The organism is Kitasatospora sp. NPDC051164 (assembly GCF_044455625.1).
Taxonomy (GTDB): Bacteria; Actinomycetota; Actinomycetes; order Streptomycetales; family Streptomycetaceae; genus Kitasatospora.
Genome location: NZ_JBITFB010000052.1, coordinates 1 through 16,401 on the forward strand (window position 1 = coordinate 1; position 16,401 = coordinate 16,401).

Annotated in this window: 37 protein-coding genes; 34 read left to right on the forward strand and 3 right to left on the reverse strand. The window is 70.8% G+C overall.

The window, feature by feature from the left end; genetic code table 11:
• Nucleotides 1-111: 111 nt before the first annotated feature.
• Complete coding sequence (locus ACIBEC_RS43490; protein WP_396290435.1) at nucleotides 112-327, reverse strand: hypothetical protein; 216 nt, start codon at nucleotides 325-327, stop codon at nucleotides 112-114.
• A 176-nt stretch (nucleotides 328-503) separates the two neighbouring features.
• Nucleotides 504-896 (reverse strand): helix-turn-helix domain-containing protein, encoded by a 393-nt coding sequence (locus tag ACIBEC_RS43495; RefSeq protein ID WP_396290437.1) that lies wholly within the window; start codon nucleotides 894-896, stop codon nucleotides 504-506.
• Nucleotides 897-1,231: 335 nt separating this feature from the next.
• On the opposite strand from ACIBEC_RS43495, the gene ACIBEC_RS43500 reads away from it, so the two are divergent.
• The 24 genes from ACIBEC_RS43500 (at nucleotide 1,232) to ACIBEC_RS43615 (ending at nucleotide 12,231) form a co-directional block, all read left to right on the forward strand.
• Complete coding sequence (locus tag ACIBEC_RS43500) at nucleotides 1,232-1,468, forward strand: hypothetical protein (protein WP_396290439.1); 237 nt, start codon at nucleotides 1,232-1,234, stop codon at nucleotides 1,466-1,468.
• 232 nt (nucleotides 1,469-1,700) lie between these two features.
• Nucleotides 1,701-1,985, forward strand: coding sequence for a hypothetical protein (locus ACIBEC_RS43505; RefSeq protein WP_396290441.1), 285 nt, complete (start codon nucleotides 1,701-1,703; stop codon nucleotides 1,983-1,985).
• Nucleotides 1,982-2,155: a hypothetical protein gene (locus tag ACIBEC_RS43510; protein WP_396290443.1), complete on the forward strand. Its 174-nt coding sequence runs from the start codon at nucleotides 1,982-1,984 to the stop codon at nucleotides 2,153-2,155. Before ACIBEC_RS43505 ends, ACIBEC_RS43510 begins: the two co-directional genes overlap by 4 nt.
• Entirely contained in the window at nucleotides 2,155-2,520 is a 366-nt protein-coding gene (locus ACIBEC_RS43515; RefSeq protein WP_396290445.1) for a hypothetical protein, read from the forward strand. Before ACIBEC_RS43510 ends, ACIBEC_RS43515 begins: the two co-directional genes overlap by 1 nt.
• Nucleotides 2,517-3,443, forward strand: a complete 927-nt coding sequence (locus ACIBEC_RS43520) for a YqaJ viral recombinase family protein (RefSeq protein WP_396290447.1) — start codon at nucleotides 2,517-2,519, stop codon at nucleotides 3,441-3,443. The genes ACIBEC_RS43515 and ACIBEC_RS43520 overlap by 4 nt, the downstream gene beginning before the upstream one ends.
• Nucleotides 3,440-3,850: an HNH endonuclease signature motif containing protein gene (locus tag ACIBEC_RS43525; RefSeq protein ID WP_396290449.1), complete on the forward strand. Its 411-nt coding sequence runs from the start codon at nucleotides 3,440-3,442 to the stop codon at nucleotides 3,848-3,850. Before ACIBEC_RS43520 ends, ACIBEC_RS43525 begins: the two co-directional genes overlap by 4 nt.
• Nucleotides 3,847-4,605 carry a recombinase RecT gene (locus ACIBEC_RS43530; protein WP_396290451.1) on the forward strand — a complete coding sequence of 253 codons (759 nt, stop codon included), beginning with the start codon at nucleotides 3,847-3,849 and terminating at the stop codon, nucleotides 4,603-4,605. Before ACIBEC_RS43525 ends, ACIBEC_RS43530 begins: the two co-directional genes overlap by 4 nt.
• Entirely contained in the window at nucleotides 4,602-4,901 is a 300-nt protein-coding gene (locus ACIBEC_RS43535) for a hypothetical protein (protein ID WP_396290453.1), read from the forward strand. Before ACIBEC_RS43530 ends, ACIBEC_RS43535 begins: the two co-directional genes overlap by 4 nt.
• Nucleotides 4,902-5,844: 943 nt before the next feature.
• Nucleotides 5,845-6,585 carry an ATP-binding protein gene (locus ACIBEC_RS43540; RefSeq protein ID WP_396290455.1) on the forward strand — a complete coding sequence of 247 codons (741 nt, stop codon included), beginning with the start codon at nucleotides 5,845-5,847 and terminating at the stop codon, nucleotides 6,583-6,585.
• Nucleotides 6,582-6,776 carry a hypothetical protein gene (locus ACIBEC_RS43545; RefSeq protein ID WP_396290457.1) on the forward strand — a complete coding sequence of 65 codons (195 nt, stop codon included), beginning with the start codon at nucleotides 6,582-6,584 and terminating at the stop codon, nucleotides 6,774-6,776. The genes ACIBEC_RS43540 and ACIBEC_RS43545 overlap by 4 nt, the downstream gene beginning before the upstream one ends.
• Nucleotides 6,777-6,788: 12 nt before the next feature.
• Nucleotides 6,789-7,355, forward strand: a complete 567-nt coding sequence (locus ACIBEC_RS43550; RefSeq protein WP_396290459.1) for a hypothetical protein — start codon at nucleotides 6,789-6,791, stop codon at nucleotides 7,353-7,355.
• Nucleotides 7,356-7,373: 18 nt separating this feature from the next.
• Entirely contained in the window at nucleotides 7,374-7,619 is a 246-nt protein-coding gene (locus tag ACIBEC_RS43555) for a hypothetical protein (protein WP_396290461.1), read from the forward strand.
• Between the two features lie 89 nt (nucleotides 7,620-7,708).
• A complete protein-coding gene (locus tag ACIBEC_RS43560; protein WP_396290462.1) occupies nucleotides 7,709-8,053 on the forward strand; it encodes a hypothetical protein in 345 nt (114 codons plus the stop codon).
• A 63-nt stretch (nucleotides 8,054-8,116) separates the two neighbouring features.
• A complete protein-coding gene (locus ACIBEC_RS43565; protein ID WP_396290464.1) occupies nucleotides 8,117-8,368 on the forward strand; it encodes a hypothetical protein in 252 nt (83 codons plus the stop codon).
• Nucleotides 8,365-8,547: a hypothetical protein gene (locus ACIBEC_RS43570; RefSeq protein ID WP_396290466.1), complete on the forward strand. Its 183-nt coding sequence runs from the start codon at nucleotides 8,365-8,367 to the stop codon at nucleotides 8,545-8,547. Before ACIBEC_RS43565 ends, ACIBEC_RS43570 begins: the two co-directional genes overlap by 4 nt.
• Nucleotides 8,544-8,873 carry a hypothetical protein gene (locus ACIBEC_RS43575; RefSeq protein ID WP_396290467.1) on the forward strand — a complete coding sequence of 110 codons (330 nt, stop codon included), beginning with the start codon at nucleotides 8,544-8,546 and terminating at the stop codon, nucleotides 8,871-8,873. The genes ACIBEC_RS43570 and ACIBEC_RS43575 overlap by 4 nt, the downstream gene beginning before the upstream one ends.
• Before the next feature lie 12 nt (nucleotides 8,874-8,885).
• A complete protein-coding gene (locus ACIBEC_RS43580; RefSeq protein WP_396290469.1) occupies nucleotides 8,886-9,593 on the forward strand; it encodes a DNA methylase in 708 nt (235 codons plus the stop codon).
• Nucleotides 9,594-9,644: 51 nt separating this feature from the next.
• Nucleotides 9,645-9,977 (forward strand): hypothetical protein, encoded by a 333-nt coding sequence (locus tag ACIBEC_RS43585; protein WP_396290471.1) that lies wholly within the window; start codon nucleotides 9,645-9,647, stop codon nucleotides 9,975-9,977.
• A 57-nt stretch (nucleotides 9,978-10,034) separates the two neighbouring features.
• Entirely contained in the window at nucleotides 10,035-10,682 is a 648-nt protein-coding gene (locus ACIBEC_RS43590; protein WP_396290473.1) for a hypothetical protein, read from the forward strand.
• Entirely contained in the window at nucleotides 10,679-10,870 is a 192-nt protein-coding gene (locus ACIBEC_RS43595) for a hypothetical protein (RefSeq protein WP_396290474.1), read from the forward strand. The genes ACIBEC_RS43590 and ACIBEC_RS43595 overlap by 4 nt, the downstream gene beginning before the upstream one ends.
• The gene (locus ACIBEC_RS43600; RefSeq protein WP_396290476.1) at nucleotides 10,864-11,244 is read left to right on the forward strand and encodes a hypothetical protein; all 381 of its coding nucleotides are present in this window, start codon (nucleotides 10,864-10,866) and stop codon (nucleotides 11,242-11,244) included. The genes ACIBEC_RS43595 and ACIBEC_RS43600 overlap by 7 nt, the downstream gene beginning before the upstream one ends.
• Nucleotides 11,241-11,390, forward strand: a complete 150-nt coding sequence (locus ACIBEC_RS43605; RefSeq protein ID WP_396290477.1) for a hypothetical protein — start codon at nucleotides 11,241-11,243, stop codon at nucleotides 11,388-11,390. Before ACIBEC_RS43600 ends, ACIBEC_RS43605 begins: the two co-directional genes overlap by 4 nt.
• Complete coding sequence (locus tag ACIBEC_RS43610; RefSeq protein WP_396290479.1) at nucleotides 11,387-11,587, forward strand: hypothetical protein; 201 nt, start codon at nucleotides 11,387-11,389, stop codon at nucleotides 11,585-11,587. The genes ACIBEC_RS43605 and ACIBEC_RS43610 overlap by 4 nt, the downstream gene beginning before the upstream one ends.
• A gap of 32 nt (nucleotides 11,588-11,619) precedes the next feature.
• Nucleotides 11,620-12,231, forward strand: a complete 612-nt coding sequence (locus ACIBEC_RS43615; RefSeq protein WP_396290480.1) for a hypothetical protein — start codon at nucleotides 11,620-11,622, stop codon at nucleotides 12,229-12,231.
• Nucleotides 12,232-12,233: 2 nt separating this feature from the next.
• Here the strand turns inward: ACIBEC_RS43615 and ACIBEC_RS43620 are convergent, their stop codons facing one another.
• Nucleotides 12,234-12,434 carry a hypothetical protein gene (locus ACIBEC_RS43620; RefSeq protein ID WP_396290481.1) on the reverse strand — a complete coding sequence of 67 codons (201 nt, stop codon included), beginning with the start codon at nucleotides 12,432-12,434 and terminating at the stop codon, nucleotides 12,234-12,236.
• Nucleotides 12,435-12,514: 80 nt separating this feature from the next.
• Here ACIBEC_RS43620 and ACIBEC_RS43625 point away from each other — a divergent pair, with 80 nt between their 5' ends.
• The 10 genes from ACIBEC_RS43625 to ACIBEC_RS43670 all read left to right on the forward strand — a co-directional run bounded on the left by ACIBEC_RS43625 (nucleotide 12,515) and on the right by ACIBEC_RS43670 (nucleotide 16,380).
• Nucleotides 12,515-12,682, forward strand: coding sequence for a hypothetical protein (locus ACIBEC_RS43625; protein WP_396290483.1), 168 nt, complete (start codon nucleotides 12,515-12,517; stop codon nucleotides 12,680-12,682).
• 76 nt (nucleotides 12,683-12,758) lie between these two features.
• Entirely contained in the window at nucleotides 12,759-13,793 is a 1,035-nt protein-coding gene (locus tag ACIBEC_RS43630) for a protein transporter Sec31 (protein ID WP_396290485.1), read from the forward strand.
• A gap of 11 nt (nucleotides 13,794-13,804) precedes the next feature.
• Nucleotides 13,805-13,960, forward strand: coding sequence for a hypothetical protein (locus ACIBEC_RS43635; RefSeq protein WP_396290486.1), 156 nt, complete (start codon nucleotides 13,805-13,807; stop codon nucleotides 13,958-13,960).
• A gap of 1 nt (nucleotide 13,961) precedes the next feature.
• Nucleotides 13,962-14,120 (forward strand): hypothetical protein, encoded by a 159-nt coding sequence (locus ACIBEC_RS43640; RefSeq protein WP_396290488.1) that lies wholly within the window; start codon nucleotides 13,962-13,964, stop codon nucleotides 14,118-14,120.
• A gap of 12 nt (nucleotides 14,121-14,132) precedes the next feature.
• Nucleotides 14,133-14,456: a hypothetical protein gene (locus ACIBEC_RS43645; RefSeq protein ID WP_396290490.1), complete on the forward strand. Its 324-nt coding sequence runs from the start codon at nucleotides 14,133-14,135 to the stop codon at nucleotides 14,454-14,456.
• Nucleotides 14,453-15,148, forward strand: coding sequence for a hypothetical protein (locus ACIBEC_RS43650; RefSeq protein WP_396290492.1), 696 nt, complete (start codon nucleotides 14,453-14,455; stop codon nucleotides 15,146-15,148). Before ACIBEC_RS43645 ends, ACIBEC_RS43650 begins: the two co-directional genes overlap by 4 nt.
• 106 nt (nucleotides 15,149-15,254) lie before the next feature.
• Entirely contained in the window at nucleotides 15,255-15,407 is a 153-nt protein-coding gene (locus ACIBEC_RS43655) for a hypothetical protein (RefSeq protein ID WP_396290494.1), read from the forward strand.
• A gap of 22 nt (nucleotides 15,408-15,429) precedes the next feature.
• Nucleotides 15,430-15,624 (forward strand): hypothetical protein, encoded by a 195-nt coding sequence (locus ACIBEC_RS43660; RefSeq protein WP_396290496.1) that lies wholly within the window; start codon nucleotides 15,430-15,432, stop codon nucleotides 15,622-15,624.
• A gap of 63 nt (nucleotides 15,625-15,687) precedes the next feature.
• Nucleotides 15,688-15,906: a hypothetical protein gene (locus ACIBEC_RS43665; RefSeq protein WP_396290498.1), complete on the forward strand. Its 219-nt coding sequence runs from the start codon at nucleotides 15,688-15,690 to the stop codon at nucleotides 15,904-15,906.
• 276 nt (nucleotides 15,907-16,182) lie between these two features.
• The gene (locus tag ACIBEC_RS43670) at nucleotides 16,183-16,380 is read left to right on the forward strand and encodes a MerR family transcriptional regulator (protein WP_396290500.1); all 198 of its coding nucleotides are present in this window, start codon (nucleotides 16,183-16,185) and stop codon (nucleotides 16,378-16,380) included.
• Nucleotides 16,381-16,401: the final 21 nt, after the last annotated feature.

A 16,401-nucleotide genomic window follows, 5' to 3' on the forward strand; every position in this document is an offset into this window, starting at 1 on the left:
GACATCTCGGCGAAGATCGTCGTGCCCATATGTTTCCACTGAGACATCGTGCCTCCAAAAAAGAGCCCCGTCACGCTGGGTCACCAGCGGGACGGGGCGTTCTCGGGTTGCCTACTCCGTACCGTCTTCAGTTTCGTCGTCCTCGTAGGGCGGGGGAAGCGGGTTGCGCTCCCACTGGGTCTCGACCGCCTCGCGCATCACGTCTTCGAACTCCCGTAGAAACGGGTCCATACCGGGCGGCAGCTTCTCGCCGTTGACGAGGAAGACTGTCTGATGCGGTGCTTCGACGCGGGCCACCAGTCGGCCGTCGGGAAGGTGGTCGGCCACCTCTATCCGCACAAGGGGAGATCGGTCATTGAGGTGCGGCACACGGCCCCCGTTCTTGAGAGGCCCTGCCGCGTGAGGGCACGGCAGAGCCAGGGTGCATACGTTGGCGCCCCCAGGCGGCTCAGACATCATGTCGCGCACCACTGACAACCGCTAGATGCGGACGTGATGAATCCTCATGTGCCCGAACCGTCGCCAGGCCTGCGCGAAAACATCTCTGCGATCTGAGCAAGCTCCTGCCGGCCTGTCTCGCTCATTTCGCCCATGCGATCGACCACCACACGCACGGTCCCGTCCGACGACCAGGAGCCCTCCTCCTCGACGTCCAGGAACTGGCGGGCCGCTGCTCGCGCAACCGTCTGGTAGGAGAGCTTGAGGCCCCGAGCAAGGTACGCGAGGCGTTCCCGCCGCGGGATGTCGCGAAGCTGCCCGTTCTCCAGCCGCGTCACCCACGACGCCGACATCTGGGGGTCTCCGGAATCGGCGGAAAGCTGTGCCATGGACAGGCCGAGCTCCTCGCGCCGGCTCTTGCACAGGCGAGAGAGCTCGCCAACCTTCGTGTCGGTCATGACATCCATCATCTCGCTACCTTCCGCGGCTGCGTCTACCTGGTGGCACTCGCGTCTCACTGGACGTACTGGTCATCGTGGCGTGCGTTCCGCGCCGGGGACAAATTGTCTATCCCCCGGGAGTGGAGCGCTAGGGGCGCATTGAGTCATGTGACCGTGTTCACGTCATCAAGCAGCCCGCAAGGACTCGACCTTTCCCGTGAACTAGACAAGTCGTTCCTCCCGTGCAAAGCTCTGTTCATCCCCGCTCGGGGAAGAACTCTTCGGGAGGAACCTTGTCCAGCGTGTCCACTACGCGGTGGAGGCTCAGGGACCCCGAGCTTCTTCGGAGGCTCATGAAGCACACCGGAGACGGGACCCACACCACCGTGCGAGACCTCGCCAGGCATGCGGGCTGCCACTACAGCCACATCGGCGAGTTGCTGAACGGCAGCCAGGAGACCGCGACCTTCGAGCGCGCAAGCGCTGTATGCAGCCGAATCGGCGTCGACCTCTTGGTCCTCTGGTCGCCGGTCGAACGGACCGACGCGAGCAGGAACGGCGTCCCGCTGATCGTCGTGGCGGCCAGCTGATGGCCGGCGTCCGGCTGATCGACGTCATCGGAACGCCGAGCCCCGAGACGGCTCGACAGCTCGCCCAGATCTTCCGACTGATGCCGGGCCAGACCCGCCGGTCGGAGTCAAGCAAGCGCCCCGCCGCACAGAAAGCGGCCTGAAACAGGTCAGCTCCCGCCCGGTGGCACCCGGACGAGAGCCCTGCAGCCCACCGATCAACCAACTCAGCAGAGAAAGGAGGTAGGCCGACATGAAGCCTACCGTCATCTCCGACATCTCCGCCGTCCTCGGCGTCACCGAGGGGGTCATCGCGGACACGTCGGTGTGGGTGTCGCGGGGTCAGACCCCGGCCGGCACCTACTGGGCGCTCGTCAACCCCGCGAATGACCAGCGCATCGGCGTCGTCGCCGAACACGGCGGCCTGTATGAGGCCGTCATCGGGACGAGCATCGCCCACACCGACACCGCGCAGGATGCCGCGCTGCTCGTCCTCGCCGCGCTCCACGCCCCCACGTCGAAGGACGGTGTGAAGTGACCGCCGCCGACCCGACGCGCTGCGCGGAGTGCGACCTGCCGCGCAACGACCACATCAAGGGCTGGATGCCCGGTCCCGGCTGGCACACGTTCGTGCCGCCCACCGCCGAGGAGGCCGAGCGCCGACACCTCGCCCGCTTCCCCCGCCAGCGCACCAACCGGGAGTCCTGATGCAGCTCTTCGCCGCCCTGTTCCACCGCCGGCCCCGGCCCGAGGCGCCCGACCAGTCCGCCGCGATCCGCCTCCTGCAGGCCGAACACCGCCGCGACCGCGAGCACATCATGCGCCTGGAGTCCATGCTCCGCGTCGAGGCCGGCCGCACGCAGAACGCCGAGCAGGCGCTCACCGACTTCCGCCAGGGCATCTGCGACGGCCACGCCCAGGTCGTCGCCGACAACGCCCGCCTGCGCCGCGAGAACGAGCTGCTGCGGCGCGACCGCGAGGGCGCCCTCCGCCAGCTCAACAACGCGCTCGGCTACGACGACAAGGTGCTCGCCACCATCAACGCCGGCGGCATCTCGAAGGCGGCGGCGTGAGGACTACCCCGACCCCGACCGGCGTCCTGCTCGGCCACCTCGTGCCGGGCACCCCGGAGTGGGACGCGGCCCGTACGGGCCCGGTCATCACCGCCACCCGCATCGCCGCCGTGATGGGCCTGTCCCCGTGGGAGTCCCGCCTGTCGCTCTACCACCGGCTCCGCGGCGAGACGTCGGACCAGTTCACCGTGTCCTCCGAGATGGAGTGGGGGACACGGCACGAGCCGACGATCACCGAGAAGTGGGAGGACTGCCACCCGGAGCGGATGGCCCTACCCACCGGCACGTGGCGGCACCGGGACCGGCCGTGGCAGCGCTGCACCCCGGACCGGCTCATCGTCCCCCGCGTCCTCTACGTCGCGTGGACGATCGCCGACACCGAGGTCCTCGAGCTCAAGTTCTCCCCCACGGGGGAAGGCTGGGGCCCGGACGGGGACCCGCTCGGCATCCCCGTGTACTACCGGTGCCAGGTGATGTGGCAGCTCGACACCCTCGGCCTCACCCGCGCCACCGTCGCCGTGCTCATCGCCGGCCACGACTACCGCACCTACCCCATCGAGTGGGACGCCGACGAGGCCGAGCTCCTCCGCAAGAGCGCCCGCGCGTTCCTCGACGACGTCGAAGCCGGCCGCCGCCCGGACATCGACGGTCACTCCGCCACCTACCAGGCGATCCGCCAACTCCCCGACGGCATGCAGGACATCGACGTCGAGATCGACGCCGCTCTGCGCGACCGCTACTTCGCGGCCATCGACGCCCACGCCGCCGCCGAGACCGAGCTCGCCGAGTGCCGCAGCCGCATCCTCGACCGGATCGGCGACGGCCGCCGGGCCCGCACCGACGGCCAGCTCGTCGCCACCCGAACCGTCCGCGACGGCCACACCCACAGCCTCCAGCCCGCACGAGACCGGAGTACCGCATGACCGAATGCAGCGTGCCGGGGTGTGTCAACCCGGCAGCCAAGCGCACCTGGTGCGCATCGCACTACCGCCGCTGGCAGCGCCACGGCGACGTCCAGCCGAACACGCCGCTCCGCATCGTCGGAGACCTGCACGCCCAGCTGATGGCGAAGGTCGACCGTCGCGGCCCGGACGAGTGCTGGCCCTGGATTGGGGCGATCATGCCAACCGGCTACGGCTCCATCCGAGTCCGCAAGACCGTCCGGCTCGCGCACCGAGTCGCCTACGAGCTGCTCGTCGGCCCGATCCCGGACGGCCTCACCATCGACCACCTGTGCTCGGTCCGGCACTGCGTCAACCCGCACCACCTCGAGCCGGTCACCCGCGCCGAGAACAACCGCCGCCGCGACGACCGTAGGAGTGCCGCATGACCGAGACCATCGCCAGCGCCCTGGAGCGCCGGGACAACGGGCCCAGCGCCCTCGTCGAGCAGTACCGCGGCGACTTCACCATGGTCCTGCCGTCCCACATCAAGCCCGAAACGTGGGTCCGCCTCGCCCAGGGCGTCCTCCGCCGCGACCGGAACCTCCAGCAGGTCGCCGCCCGGAACCCCGGATCGTTCATGGCCGCGCTCCTCGAGTGCGCCAGGCTCGGACACGAGCCCGGAACCCCCTCCTTCTACCTGGTGCCGTTTGGGTCGGAAGTGCAGGGTATCGAGGGCTACCGGGGCAAGATCGACCGGATCTATCGCGCCGGTGCCGTTGCCTCCATCACCGCCGAAGTCGTGTACGAGCGCGACGAGTACCACTTCAAGCCCGGCCCGAATTCCGTCCCGGACCACACCCCGTGGGACGGCGAAGACCCCGGCCCGCTGGTCCGCGTCTACGCATACGCGCAGATGAAGGACGGCTCGCTCTCGAGAGTCGTCCGACTGAACCGCTCCCAGGTCGAACGGCACATGCGGGAGTCCCGCGGCTGGGACAAGCCGTCGTCGCCCTGGAAGCGCTGGCCCGAGTCGATGTGGCTCAAGACCGCGCTCCATGAGCTGGAGAAGTGGGTGCCTTCGAGCACCGAGCGGCAGACCGTCGAGGTGACGGCCGCGCCCGAAACGTCCAGGCGGTCCGTCCCGGCCGAGCCGTACGACGAGGGCCCGATAGACGGCGAGATCGTCGAGGACGAGTCGTGAGCACTGACCTCGTCACCACGACGGAGCGCATGGTGTTCAAGGCCGCCCGCCTGGCCGCGATCGTCCACGGCGACGGCGGGGCCTGGGACATCGGCAACCACATCAACTACCTGAGCCCCGACGAACTCCGCGCCCTGGTCGTGGTCCTGGCCGGCATGGTCGACCCCGAGCAGACCGTCGAGCACGCCCTCGGCTACATCACGTGGGACGAGCACGGACAGCCGGTCCGGCAGGACCTCCCGCGCTGCACCGTCCGCGAACTCGCCGACCAGCGGCTGCGAGTCCTGACGGCCTGACCCGCCAGCTGCCTGGGGCGGGGTGACCGTCCCCCGCCCCAGGCCACCAACCACCCGCACTACCGAGAAGAGGCACCGTGACCCTGGACGCCATGGACTGGGTGTGGAAGCACTCCCAGTCCCGAGGGAACCCGCGGATCGCGCTGCTGGCTGTCGCCGACCGCGTGCGGACTCCGGCGTGCGAGGTGCGGGTCAGCTACTCCGAGTTCATGGGCGCGCTGAACGCGGGCCGATCGGTCGTCAGGGACGCCGTGCAGACGGCCTTGGAGTCGGGCGAACTGGAGTTGGTGCAGGCCGGAAAGGGCACTCGGCCGGCGTTGTACCGGCTGCCGAAAGCAGTCGGATACGCCCGAGGAGCCGTCGTTAGCGGTTCGGATCGCGGACCGCTGGGCGCCCCAAGCCCTCCGGCTAGTGTGCCGGATTCCGAACCGCAAGCTCATCACAGTGGTTCGGATTCCGAACCGCAAGCCTCGGACCATGATCACGCTAGTGGTTCGGAATCCGGCACAGAGTGGTTCGGATCTCGAACCGCTAGTGGTTCGGAATCCGGTACACACTCTCCATACCCAGCACCCACGAGTGAGAGAGCGATCGACGCGGACGGGTTCCCCGCTTTCGCCCGACCGCTCTCCGACCAACTCACCCTCGCTGGTGTTGTCGTCCGCTGGCCCTTCAACTCCGGCGAGTGGCTCAGGCTCGACGCCGCGATCAAGAAGTCGGGCATCCCGGCTCTCGTTGAGTACGCCCGACGTGTCTGGGACCGCCAACGCGGCGACGTCGACTCGGCCCGCTTCTTCCTCCCCGGCTGGTGCCAACTCCCGCCGTTGCCCTCGGCCGACGCTGAACGCCCCCCGCTTCGAGCAGTTGCCGGCGGTGGCCACCAGGGCTGGCAGCCCTACGCCAACCAAGACCCCTCCGTGTACAAGAACGGCTGGTAGCCCCGATGCCCGAGCCCCAGCGCATGAACCCCGACGCCGCCATGGCCGCTCTCCGCGCCCGCCTCGACGCCCGCGGCATCAACCTCCCCGACCGCGGCACCGTTGACGACGTGCCCAGCCCCGACCAGCCCGGCCACCCCGAGTACCACCGCAGGGCCCGCGCTGAGTTCGCCCTCGCCCGCTGGGAGGCCGCCGTCCCGCCCCGATATGCCAACGCCCGCATCGTCACCGACGAGGTCGTCGCCACCTGGGCTCAGCAGGTCGCCGCCGATCCGGCCGACGCCCGCTCCCTTCTCCTGACCGGCACCACCGGAACCGGCAAGACCCACCAGGCATGGGCCGCCCTCCGGATGATCGCCGAAGCCGGCCCGTCCCGGTACGAGATCATCGCCACCACCGCCGCCGACATGTACGGCCGACTCCGCCCCGGCGGATCCGACGCCGGCACCGAGTCCGGCCTCAACCGGCTCGCCCGAATCCCGCTCCTCCTCCTCGACGACCTCGGATCCGCCAAGGCCAGCGAGTGGGTCGAGGAGATCACCTACCGGCTCATCAACGAGCGCTACAACGCCTGCAGGCCGACGATCTTCACGTCGAACTACCCCACTGAAGCCCCCCGGGACAGGGAAGGCCGCATCGTCGGGCCGGGCCTCGACGTCGTCCTCGGCGACCGCATCGTCAGCCGCCTCACCGAGATGACCGACGTCGTCGTCATGGCCGGCCGCGACCGACGCCGGGCCGCGTGATGGGCGCCCCGCCGCCAGCCGGCTTCCGCCGCCGCGAACGCCCGCCCGAATGGGCCATCCCCTGCCCCCTCGACTACTGCCGCGCCAAGGCAGGCACCCCCTGCATCGGCCGCACCACCGGCCGCCCCGTCGCCGAGGGCAGCCACCCATCCCGCCTTGACACCTGGCTCACCAACCAACCCGCCGCCTGAGGAGACCACCCGATGAACACCCAGCCCGAGGCCGCCGACGGGGATCAGACCCGCTGCCCGTCCACCCACTGGCACCTGCTCCTCAGGTGCGAACTGCCTCGCGGCCACCGCGACAACTGGCACCAGGGCCGGGACGTCGCCAACACCACGATCCGCTACCGGCGCACCATCGGCGTCACCGAGGCGTACCGCGACGGCGAATGGCAGCCCACCGACGTGCCCACCCCCGACGGCATGGACTGGCGAGCCGCCGAGTCCGTCCTCAACTTCGCTGGCCAGCGCGGGGACACCGACACCATTGCTGTCGTCGGCGGGCTCACCCGGCAGAACGACGCCCTGCTCGCTCGGGTCCGGGAGCTGGAAGCCGAGCGCGCCCTGTACGTCGGCGTCGAACCCACCATCGCCGAGGAGACGGCCGAGCTGAACCGCCGCCTCGACGCCGTCGGCGCGGTGTGCGACGCCGCCGAGAAGCAGGCCACCCGCTGGGAACACCCGTTGCCCGTGCCCGAGTGGGTTGCTGCGGTCCGCGCCGCGGCCAACGGCGAGCCCGCCCCCAGCGGCCCCACGCGGCCTGTCTGATCCCGAGAGGACCACCCCATGTCCCAGCGACTCGACGTCCGCCGCATGCTCCTCAAGCGTGGCTGGACCGAAGGACCCGACGGCTGTCTCCGCAAGGGCAGCGCTCTCTGGGTCGCCTCCAACGACAACGGGGACAGCGGCCTGGACGGCGCTGACGGCGCCTACAGCATCCCGTTCATCGCCGACGTCCCGGCCCGCGTCATCACCGCCATCGCCGAGACCGTGGCCAACGACCACCCCAGCGGCCCCACGCGGCGCGCCTGACGCGCCCGCAGCCCCGCACCGGACCACCAGCCCACCCCGCGCCCCAAAGCCGCCCACAGGGCCGCCACGACCACCACAGGAGCCCACCGATGGCCACCGCCGCCACCCCCAGCAGCCTCCTCGCCGACGCCGAACGCTCCCTCACCGCCGCCCGCGTCGCCAACCAGATCCTCGCCCAACACCCCACGCTGCCCATCGAGCTGATCCACGCCTGCGGCACCGACGGCACCGGTAACGCCGCGCCCCTCCTGGAACTGGTCCTGATCGACGGCTCGACCGACGCCGTCGCCACCTGGGCCCGCGCTATGGACACCGACCCGACCGTGGACGAGGGCTACCTCCTCTCCGCCCAGCACCGCGCCAGCGCCGAGATCGACGGCGTGACCGTCTGGGTCACCACCTACGAGCGCGACAACGACGAGCCCGAGGACTGACCACCCACCCCCGGGCGGCCGGCACCCACTGGCCGCCCCGCCACACCCACCACGGAGAGACGAATGCCCCGCTACAGCGTCCCGCTGACCACCTACGCCAGCACCAGCGTCGAGATCGACGCCCCCGACGACGCCACCCCCGAGCAGATCGCCGAACTCGCCTTGGAGCACGTGGCCTACGAGGGCGGTCCGACCCTCTGCCACCACTGCACCAACAGTCGCAACGGCGGCGGCCTGGAACTCGGCGACGAGTGGGAGCCCGTGCTCGACAACGGCCAGCCGGTCGTCACCGCGCTGGACGGCGATGTCCGGTGACTGGCACCCCGCCGCCCACCGACACCGACCTCGACGAGCGTGAGCGCCGCCTCCGCGCCGACGCCGAGGACGCCCGCCAGACCCTCAATCGCGCCCGCTCGCGATACGACCAGATCTGCAACGAACTGCAGGCCATCCGCATCGAGCGCCAGAAGCGTGCCGCCAGCGGTGCACGGTGACCGGCACCCCGCCGTCCGCTGGCTGGTGGCTCGATCCGGCCCGCGAGCAGGAGATCCGCGACCAGTACGCCGAACTTGGTGCCAGTACCAGCCTTGCGGCCATCGGCCCGTACAGCGCACTCGGCGACCTCCTCGCCGAAGTCGCACGCCTCCGCACCGAACGCGACGAGGCACGCGCGGCCGGCATGCGCGACGCCGCCGCGATGCTCCGCCGCTACTGCCCCGACCACGGCGACGCCGACACCTCGTTCATGGCCTGCCACTGCCCGGCCGCCCACGAGATCGACCGCGACGCCGACAACGTCGCCCACGCCACGACCAGCTGAGGAACCGCCACCATGCCGCGTCGCCCCCGCGTTCTCGACCTGTTCTGCTGCTCCGGCGGCGCCGGCATGGGCTACCACCGAGCCGGCTTCGACGTCACCGGAGTCGACATCCGCCCCCGCCCCCGCTACCCCTTTCGCTTCATCGAGGGCGACGCCCTCGACGCCATGCGCGAGATGTGCCAGGACCACGACCTCGTCCACGCCTCCCCGCCCTGCCAAGCCCACACCGCCCTCACCAAAGGCACCAACGCCGGGCGGTCGTACATCGACCTCATCCCGCAGATGCGGGACCTGTGCCGGTGGTACGGCGTGCCGTGGGTCATGGAGAACGTCTCCGGCTCGACGCTCCGGAAGGACCTCACCCTCTGCGGCGAGATGTTCGGCCTTGGCGTGATCCGGCACCGGCACTTCGAGATCGAGTGGTGGGGCGGCGAGCCCGTCCAGATCCCGCACCCCAAGCACCGTGGCCCGGTGCGCGGATGGCGCCACGGCGTGTGGCGCGAAGGCCCCTACATCGCCGCGTACGGCAAGGGCGGCGGCAAAGGAAACGTCGCCGAGATGCAGCAGGCCATGGACATCACCTGGACCGACGTCCACGAAGAACTCACCGAGGCCATTCCTCCCGCCTACACCGAGTACATCGGCCGGGAGTTCCTCAAGGACTGGGGTAGCGCCTTCCGACCCGGCTACGTCCCCGAACCGATGCCCGTAGCTGCCTGACGCCCGACGCCGCCCGCCACCCGCGGGCGGCCCCAACCCGAGGAGACCACCGTGGGAACCCAGACCAGCGCCAGCCTGATCTACGGCATCGCGCTCCCCGACGACATCGAGGACGACCAGGTCGACGCCGCCATCAACGCCAACTCCTACCTGTCCGACCTCGGCCACGCCTGGGCCGGCACCTGGTCGGGCGGCACCCGCTACCTGACGGCGTACTACCGCGACGCCGACCTGGGCCACCCCAGCGCCATCTCCGCCGACGAACTGCACCCGGTCCAGACCGACCACTGGGACGCACGCCTTCGGGTCGCGTGGGGCGGTCTCGGACGCCGGAGCGAGGACATGCCCGCCCCGGGCTGGATCCTCGCCGCCAACTGCGCCTGACCCGCCTGGGACTGGCCGTCACCCGGCGGCAGGCCCTCACCACCCCGAGGAGCACCCGTGGACCACCAGACTCCCGCCCAGATCGCCTACGAGGCCTACGGCGCCGCCACCGGCGGCCTCACCCACGACGGCCGCCCGATGCCTACCTGGGACCAACTCGGCGACCGCATCCAGCGCGCCTGGGCCGCCGCAGCACTCGCCCTCGGCCTGGAACGCACCGTGCCGCAGCCCACCTACAGCGGCGCCTGGGCCGAGCTGACCGGTTACGTGCGGGAAGCCGTCGAAGACGGCGGCACCATCGCCCCCGCCGACCTGGCCGCCTACATGCGCGAGCTCAGGCACGACGCGCTCGCCGACGTCCGTGAGTGGGTGAAGCGCACCGCCGCTGGCGTCGCGGGCAAGCCGACCAACCACCGCCCGCCGCTCGATACCCACGCCATCCAGACCAGGTACGACAACAACCTGGCCAATCTCACCCTGCCGAGCGCCTGCCCCGCCCACCCCATCGCCGACGACGTGCCCGCCATGCTCGCCGAGATCGCCCGCCTCCGCGACCGCGTCAACGCCATGCAGGTCACCTGCGCCGTGTGCACCGGGCCGGTCGGCTACATCAACTGCCCGACTGGTGGCTGGTGGGCCCACGACCGGCACCACGCCGACGGCCACGACGCCGAGCCCGTCCAGCGCGGCGAGCCCACCGCGTGACCCTCGACCCGCTGCTCGTCCTGGCCGGCGCCCTCCTCGGCGCCGGCCTCGGGATCACACTCCTCGGCCACCTCGACACCCGCCAACAACGCGACGAGGACCAGCAGGCCCAGGCGGACGACCAGTTCGCCGCCATCATCGCCCACCTCGACATCCCCGACCCGCAACAGGAGGACTGGACATGGTGACCAGACCCGACCCCGCACGCGACGTCCCCACCCTCGAACAGATCGGGATCCTCGCCGACACCGCCGGCCGCCGCACCCTCACCCCTGCCGAGGCCTACCGCCTCCGCACAGGCCTCAACGCCCTCGGTAACGCTCTCAAAGCCGCCTCCGTTGGCCGCCTCGACCAGCAGGCCGCAGCCCGGCAGCGCGCCGAGATCGACCGGCTCCGCGCCCTCACCGCCGACTACGAGCAGGTCATCGAGAGCCAGCGCGCCGAACTCCTCAAGACCCGCGCAACCCTCGCCGGCACCGGCGCCGCACTCCGCCGCGCCGACGGCCGCGCCCGCCAGGCCGAAGCCAACCTCCAGGCCGCACTCGACCAGACCGCAGCATGACCTGCCCCGACGACGAATGGGACGGCTGGGACGCGGTCCACCTCTTCGACGACGACAGCGAGGACTGGCCCCTCGACCCCCCGCCCCGCCCCATCCGCGACGTCATCCGCGACCTCGCCGACTACCAGCCCAGGAGAGCCACGTGATCGGGATCGTTTGCCTCGCAGTCACCGTCATCTGCCTGATCGGCGCGATCGTCGCCACGGCGCGGACGGCCCGGCTCACCCGCGAGGCCGAAGCGAACTGGGCCCAGGCCGCCAAGAACTACGCAGCAGCGGAGGCCAACTACCGGCGGGCCGCTGAGACATGGAACTGCCGCCAGCGCCCCGACGACCGCCACTGACCTGCCCGACCGCAACACACCGGAGACCCGACATGCTCGACTTCGCCGACGCCAGCCGCCTCGCCCGCGAGCTGCGCGAGATCCCGCACCTCGCCGCCTGGGCCAAACTCGACGTCGCCGCCCCCGCCAGCCGCCCGGGAGCCCGCGTCTCCGGCGCCACCCGCACCCCGCCCGCACCCCTCCGCATCCACATCGCCAGCTACCTCGGCCCCGCCGCTCCCGGCGACGTCCACGACTCGCACCGCGACCAGGACGGCACCGTCCCCCTCATCGGCACCCTCACCGCCTGGGCCAGGATCCACGTCGAGGAGAGCACCCTCGGCGGCCCCGACTCCGGCCGCCTCGGCGATCTCCTTGCCTACCTCGGCCGGCGCGACATCCTCGCCTGGACCGTCCAGCAGCTGTGGGCCGACGAATACGCCACCGAGATCCATGACATCTGGCGCACCCTCGACCGGCTCGCCGCCATCCGCCCCCGCCGGCGCGCACTCCAGCTTCCCTGCCCGCGGTGCGGACTCCTGTCTCTCTCCCAGCAGGACGGCCAGGACGCCGAATGCGGCAACGACAACTGCCGCACCGTCCTGCGTCCCGACGATGTCGCCTGGCGCATCGAGCAGTACCTGGCCGTCCTCGGCGCGGCGTGACGTCAGGCGCCCGCCGAGTCCTTCGGGGCCGGCGGGCGCTCGGGCAGTTCGGCGCCGGGGCGACGGAGGTACCAGCGGATCAGGGCGCGGACGACCGCGGCACGTTGGCGGACGCCGGCCCTCGCGCCGAGGTCATCCCAGTCCTCGTCGTCCAGGCGCATGACCCGGTTCGTGGTGTGGGTGTCCTTCGCGCGGCTGACCATTCGCCCAGCGTATGGGCTGCATATGCAGTAGTCGAGCGGAAGCACTTGCGTGCATATGCACAGCAAGCTAGTCTGTGCATATGCACACCGACGCCAAGCCGGTGAACCCCGGCACGCCCGAGCCGCCCGCAAAGAAGGTCATCGGCGGCATCACCCTCTACGGGCCCCAGCTCGCCAAGCTCACGCAGGCCGCCAACGGCGGCAGCCGATCCGCCGTCATCCGCCGCCTCATCGACCAGCACCTGTAGCCCACAAACAGAGCGGGCCCAGACACGGGGATAGCAGCCCCGGTCCAGGCCCTAGACCACAGGAGACGCAACTCCCATGGCCCACCAGAACAGTACCTTTCGGCGCGCCCGGCAGGTGCAGCAGGAACGCGTCGTCCCGCACACCATCAACGGCGTCACCGAGATGGTCACCGAGCGGTACACCACCGCCGTACCCATCCCGCCCCGCGAGTGGGACCGGCTCGTCCGCGGAGCCGTCACCGGGGCCACTGCCCTCACCGTGGCAGGCAGCATTGCCTGGTCCACCGCCAGCATCGGCGACCTCCTCGCCCGCACCGTCCACCCCGTCATCGGCTACGGCGCCGCCGGAGTCTTCGACCTCGCGTGGATCAGCTGCATGGCCCTGGAGTGGCTCGCCCGCTACGACCGGCGCAAGGCCGCTGGCCCCATGAAGGCCGGCTACGTCGCCCTCGTCATCGCCATGGCCGCCGTCTGCACCCACGGCATCCTCCAAGGCGGGCACGGCGCCATCGTCGTCGGCGCCATCGGCGCACTCGTCTCCGCCCTCGCCAAGGGCATGTGGACCATGAGCATGCGGCACTTCAGCGTCGACCTCGACGACCGCTCCCAGCAGTGGGTCGAGGCCCGGCTCTCCGCCGCCCACGCCCGCCTCGCCACCGCCGCCGTCACCCGTGAACTCGCCCGGGTCGAAGGCGCCACTGCGGACATGCACGCCGCCTACCAGACACCCGCGATCGAGCCCGGCCCCGACCCGGACAAGCCCCGCGGACAGCGCGTGGACAGCGTCGATCCGGTTGTCCGAGGCGCCATCCTCGCCGCCATCGCAACCATGCCCGGCGCCACCCCGCGCGAGATCGTCGACCGGCTCGTTCACGCCCGCATCGACACCGATGAGGACACTGTCCGCGCCGTGTCCGGACAGACGGACAGCAGGTCAGCGACCCTGCACGACCTCGACGAGCGCCGCGACACGGACAACATTACGGACACTGTCCGGCACCTTGTCCGCAAGGGCGTCACCGACGAGGACACGCTCTTCGCGCTCGTCCGGTACGTCCACGCCGACGCCAAGGCGGACACCGTCAAGCGCATCGCCCGCCGAGTCGGTTGAAGGGGCACCCCGTGTCCGCCCTCTGGTGGGCGGTCCCCGCCCTGCTCGCGCTCGCCGTGCTGACCGCACGCACGGCCCGCGGCTACCGCGTCCTGCTCCTCATCGACGCCGCCGGCGCCTGGACCGCCCTCATCATCGCCGCACTCCCCCTCCTCCTCCGGAGCTGAAATGCCGCCCTATCCCCTCGGGCCCGAAGCGCTGCCCTTCGCCCTCCTGCTCCTCCTGATGCTCATCCCCAAGAGCATCAAGGCCATCCTCGGCGCCTGGCTCCGCTGGCTCGGCCTAGCCGTCGCCGTCCTGCTCCTCCTCCCGTACCTGTTCAGCTGAAAGGCCACCGCCATGAACCACTACCTCGCCGCCGCCATCGACACCGCCGCCCAGTACCAGCTCGCCGCCCCCGACCAGGCGCCCAACGTCGAGGTCAGCGGCGCCCAGGGCGGCGCCCTCATCGTCGGACTCATCATCGCCACCGCCCTCATCGTCAAGTGGCGCTCGAAGGCCGGCGGCCTCAGCGACGAGACCAAGAAAGCGATCATCGCCACGGTCGTCATGACCGTCTGCCTCTACGGCGGCAGCGGGATCGTCGGCTCCCTCCTCGGCCAGGTCAAGAGCACCGCCGACCAGACCGGTACCACCATCACCCAGACCAGCCTCGGCCGGTGACCACCATCCAGCGCCGGGCCGCCGAACGGCTTTCCACCGGATCGGCCGAGATCGCCCGGCGCCTCGGCCGAACCAGCCTCTGGACCAAGGTGCTCGGGGGAGTGTTCCTGTGGAAGGGCGGCCCCGGCCTCCTCGACGCCGCCCACCACCAGCCCCTCCTCCCCACCGGCGCCGCAGCCCTGTGGACGTGGGCCGCGTGGAAGGCTGGCGCCCCCGACCACGCCCCCGCGAAGGCGGCGTTGGAAGCGCCCGCTTCCAATCCGGAAGCGACCGAAGCGACCGAGCCCGACGAGGTCGACGAGAGCGCCGAGTTCCTCGCCCTCCTCCACGACCTCATGCCCGGCACGACCCCCGGCCGGGACGACCGCATTCACCTCGCCCAGATCGCCACTGCATGGACCGGCGAAGAGGGTGCGGACACCGCCCCCATCCGGGCCCTCCTCGCCGAGGCTGGCATCCCCACCACCGCCTGCCGCGTCCCCGGCCGCCGCAGCAGCACCGGCATCTACCTCCGCGACGTACCCCCGCTCCCCCACCCCTCTCTCCCACCCCTCTCGGGCGTTGTTGGCGCCTCTGACCAGCAACAACAACAGCAACAACGCTCGGCAGCAGCAGTCGAGAAGGGGTTCTGGATCAAGGACGACCCCGACAGCCCGAACATCTCCGTCATCGAATGGGAGAACGCCTCGTGACCATCATCCGCAAGCTCGCCGCCTACCTCTGCCCCATCTGCGGGTGGTGGGCCGAGAACGGCCACACCTGCCACCCTGTCGACCGCTGAACCGGACGGAGACCGCCATGAACCAGAACCTCGCTGCCGCCCTCGCTGCGGACGACGCCGCCGAGGACGCCGGCATGCACGCCGACGACCGAACCACCTGCCACACCCACAAGTGCTGGGCCGCCGACTGCGCCGACGACCCGATGCACACCAACCCCAGCGCCTACTGACCACGCACCCGAGGAGACCACCATGACCAACACCCAGCGCTACGAGGCCCAGGTCGACATCCGCACCGCCAGCGGCGAGCTCGTCACCTACTCCGGAGACGGCATCGGCCCCGCCGGGGTCAGCGCCGACCAGCTCCTTGCCGGAGCCGAAGCCGCCGCCTCCGCCCAGCACCCCGGTGGCACCGTCGAGGCCTCCAGGGTCCGCACGGCCAACTGACGCCCCCGGATCGGCCACACAGCCTGCCTGACCGCCCCACACCACGAACTGAGGAGACACCCAATGACCGCCGACCAGGCTGCCGCCCGCGGCGCCATGATCGCCATCCTTCAGCGGACCTACAGCCTCACCGACACCACCGCCGCGCACCTCGTCGACATCGGGCTCGACGCCGAACGCAACGACCAGCCGGCCTGGCCCGCGATCAGCCGGACCGTTGCTGATGCTGCCAACCGCGGTGAGGCCTGGGCCGTCGAAGCCCTGAGCGTCGGCACCGCCTGACCTCGCCCCGGGGCGGCCGCCACAGCCTGCCAGCCGCCGGCCGCCCCGGGCCCTCCACCACCCAACACAGAGCAGGGAGACCGACATCATGGCCTACGCCAACGGCGACGGAAAGCCACGCAAGACCAGCAACGACGACGAGCCGTCCGACGGCTGACCAGCACGCCGCTTGCACAAGATCGGCGCTTGTGTCACGCTGCTGCCAGCACTACACGTGCGCCTACGTCACGAAGGGCCCGACTCCGGTCGGGCCCTTCGGCATTCCCGGGAGATGACGTGGATCCCCTCCTCACCGGCCCCGAATCTGCCCGCCTCGCCGGCGTCGACCCGGCCACCATCCGGCAGTGGAAACGCCGCGGCCTCATACAACCCGACGGCCTCGACGACCACGACCGCCCCCTCTACCGGCAGATGACCATAGCCCGCGCCGAAGCCAAGACCCGCAAGCGCGCCGGCCGGACCGTAGCCGTCTGACCCGGGGGGTCAACGCAGGGG

What these genes read in the sequence shown, in the direction of transcription:
- ACIBEC_RS43495 (WP_396290437.1), bottom strand. Translation starts at nt 896, where the DNA reads ATGACCGACACGAAGGTTGGCGAGCTCTCTCGCCTGTGCAAGAGCCGG.
- ACIBEC_RS43500 (WP_396290439.1), top strand. Translation starts at nt 1,232, where the DNA reads ATGAAGCACACCGGAGACGGGACCCACACCACCGTGCGAGACCTCGCC.
- ACIBEC_RS43505 (WP_396290441.1), top strand. Translation starts at nt 1,701, where the DNA reads ATGAAGCCTACCGTCATCTCCGACATCTCCGCCGTCCTCGGCGTCACC.
- ACIBEC_RS43515 (WP_396290445.1), top strand. Translation starts at nt 2,155, where the DNA reads ATGCAGCTCTTCGCCGCCCTGTTCCACCGCCGGCCCCGGCCCGAGGCG.
- ACIBEC_RS43525 (WP_396290449.1), top strand. Translation starts at nt 3,440, where the DNA reads ATGACCGAATGCAGCGTGCCGGGGTGTGTCAACCCGGCAGCCAAGCGC.
- ACIBEC_RS43530 (WP_396290451.1), top strand. Translation starts at nt 3,847, where the DNA reads ATGACCGAGACCATCGCCAGCGCCCTGGAGCGCCGGGACAACGGGCCC.
- ACIBEC_RS43540 (WP_396290455.1), top strand. Translation starts at nt 5,845, where the DNA reads ATGCCCGAGCCCCAGCGCATGAACCCCGACGCCGCCATGGCCGCTCTC.
- ACIBEC_RS43550 (WP_396290459.1), top strand. Translation starts at nt 6,789, where the DNA reads ATGAACACCCAGCCCGAGGCCGCCGACGGGGATCAGACCCGCTGCCCG.
- ACIBEC_RS43555 (WP_396290461.1), top strand. Translation starts at nt 7,374, where the DNA reads ATGTCCCAGCGACTCGACGTCCGCCGCATGCTCCTCAAGCGTGGCTGG.
- ACIBEC_RS43560 (WP_396290462.1), top strand. Translation starts at nt 7,709, where the DNA reads ATGGCCACCGCCGCCACCCCCAGCAGCCTCCTCGCCGACGCCGAACGC.
- ACIBEC_RS43565 (WP_396290464.1), top strand. Translation starts at nt 8,117, where the DNA reads ATGCCCCGCTACAGCGTCCCGCTGACCACCTACGCCAGCACCAGCGTC.
- ACIBEC_RS43580 (WP_396290469.1), top strand. Translation starts at nt 8,886, where the DNA reads ATGCCGCGTCGCCCCCGCGTTCTCGACCTGTTCTGCTGCTCCGGCGGC.
- ACIBEC_RS43600 (WP_396290476.1), top strand. Translation starts at nt 10,864, where the DNA reads ATGGTGACCAGACCCGACCCCGCACGCGACGTCCCCACCCTCGAACAG.
- ACIBEC_RS43605 (WP_396290477.1), top strand. Translation starts at nt 11,241, where the DNA reads ATGACCTGCCCCGACGACGAATGGGACGGCTGGGACGCGGTCCACCTC.
- ACIBEC_RS43615 (WP_396290480.1), top strand. Translation starts at nt 11,620, where the DNA reads ATGCTCGACTTCGCCGACGCCAGCCGCCTCGCCCGCGAGCTGCGCGAG.
- ACIBEC_RS43620 (WP_396290481.1), bottom strand. Translation starts at nt 12,434, where the DNA reads ATGGTCAGCCGCGCGAAGGACACCCACACCACGAACCGGGTCATGCGC.
- ACIBEC_RS43625 (WP_396290483.1), top strand. Translation starts at nt 12,515, where the DNA reads ATGCACACCGACGCCAAGCCGGTGAACCCCGGCACGCCCGAGCCGCCC.
- ACIBEC_RS43630 (WP_396290485.1), top strand. Translation starts at nt 12,759, where the DNA reads ATGGCCCACCAGAACAGTACCTTTCGGCGCGCCCGGCAGGTGCAGCAG.
- ACIBEC_RS43640 (WP_396290488.1), top strand. Translation starts at nt 13,962, where the DNA reads ATGCCGCCCTATCCCCTCGGGCCCGAAGCGCTGCCCTTCGCCCTCCTG.
- ACIBEC_RS43645 (WP_396290490.1), top strand. Translation starts at nt 14,133, where the DNA reads ATGAACCACTACCTCGCCGCCGCCATCGACACCGCCGCCCAGTACCAG.
- ACIBEC_RS43655 (WP_396290494.1), top strand. Translation starts at nt 15,255, where the DNA reads ATGAACCAGAACCTCGCTGCCGCCCTCGCTGCGGACGACGCCGCCGAG.
- ACIBEC_RS43660 (WP_396290496.1), top strand. Translation starts at nt 15,430, where the DNA reads ATGACCAACACCCAGCGCTACGAGGCCCAGGTCGACATCCGCACCGCC.
- ACIBEC_RS43665 (WP_396290498.1), top strand. Translation starts at nt 15,688, where the DNA reads ATGACCGCCGACCAGGCTGCCGCCCGCGGCGCCATGATCGCCATCCTT.